1 protein-coding gene and 1 pseudogene are annotated in these 1,456 nt (G+C 68.3%); both read left to right on the forward strand.

The window, feature by feature from the left end:
- A partial coding sequence (locus ACFPMG_RS26750; protein ID WP_376998273.1) for a pyruvate formate lyase family protein occupies window positions 1-896 on the forward strand: 896 nt, incomplete at its 5' end.
- A 184-nt stretch (window positions 897-1,080) separates the two neighbouring features.
- Window positions 1,081-1,456 (forward strand): annotated as a pseudogene (gene eno / locus ACFPMG_RS26755) (phosphopyruvate hydratase); the annotation flags it as partial.

Raw genomic sequence — 1,456 nt, forward strand, 5'->3', positions numbered from 1 at the left:
AGGTCGGCCCGGCCTTCGCGCCGATCACCGGCGACGTGCTCGACCACGACACGGTGGTCGCCCGCCTGCTGCCGATGATGGAGTGGCTGGCGCGCGCCTATATGAACACGCTTAACGCTATCCACTTCATGCATGACAAGTACATGTACGAGCGGCTGGAGATGGCGCTGCACGACCGCGACGTGCTGCGCACCATGGCCTGCGGCATCGCCGGCCTGAGCGTGGTCGCGGACAGCCTGTCGGCGATCAAGCACGCCACGGTCAAGGTGGTGCGTGACGAGCGTGGCCTTGCCACCGACTTCGTGATCGAGGGCGACTATCCGGCCTTTGGCAACAACGACGACCGGGTCGACGGGATCGCGGTGTGGCTGGTGGAGACCTTCATGGGACTGCTGCGCAAGCAGAAGGCCTACCGCGACGCGGTGCCGACGCAGTCGGTGCTGACGATCACCTCGAACGTGGTCTACGGCAAGAAGACGGGCAACACGCCGGACGGGCGCAAGGCCGGCCAGCCCTTCGCGCCGGGGGCCAACCCGATGCACGGGCGCGACCGCAAGGGGGCCATCGCCTCGATGGCGTCGGTGGCCAAGCTGCCCTACGCGCACGCCCAGGACGGCATCAGCTACACCTTCACCATCGTGCCCGGCGCGCTGGGCCCGACCGAGGGTGAGCGGGTGGCCAATCTGGTGGGCATGCTGGACGGCTATTTCGGCCAGGGCGGCCACCACATCAACGTGAACGTCTTCGACCGCGAGACGCTGCTGCACGCAATGGACCATCCGGAGCTGTACCCGCAGCTGACCATCCGGGTGTCGGGCTACGCGGTGAACTTCATCAAGCTGACCCGCGAGCAGCAGATGGACGTCATCAGCCGCACCTTCCATGGGGCGCATTGAGAAGCGTCTGAGGCGCGAGGTATTGCCCCCTCCCTGACCCTCCCCCGCTGACGCAGGGGAGGGGATGAACTCCCTCCCTTGCGAAGCGGGGGAGGGAAGGGGCCCGCGAAGCGGGAAGGGTGGGGGCTCCGCCGCGACCACCTCTCCACAAAATCCACCCTCCAATCAAGGTCCACACCCCGCCATGAGCGCCATCACCGAAATCCACGCCCGCGAGATCCTCGACAGCCGTGGGAACCCGACCGTCGAGGTGGACGTCCTGCTCGAATCCGGCGCCTTCGGCCGCGCCGCCGTTCCGTCGGGCGCCTCGACCGGCGCGCACGAGGCGGTGGAGCTGCGCGACGGCGACAAGTCCCGCTACGGCGGCAAGGGCGTGCTGAAGGCCGTGGAGGCGGTCAACGGCGAGATCTTCGACGCCATCGCCGGCCTCGACGGCTCCAACCAGCGCGCCCTCGACCTTGCCATGATCGAGCTGGACGGCACCCCCAACAAGGGCCGGCTGGGCGCCAACGCCATCCTCGGCGTCTCGCTCGCCGTCGCCAAGGCCGCGGCGGAAGAGG

The sequence above is a fragment of the Azospirillum himalayense genome (assembly GCF_042657465.1).
GTDB classification, from domain to species: domain Bacteria; phylum Pseudomonadota; class Alphaproteobacteria; order Azospirillales; family Azospirillaceae; genus Azospirillum; species Azospirillum himalayense.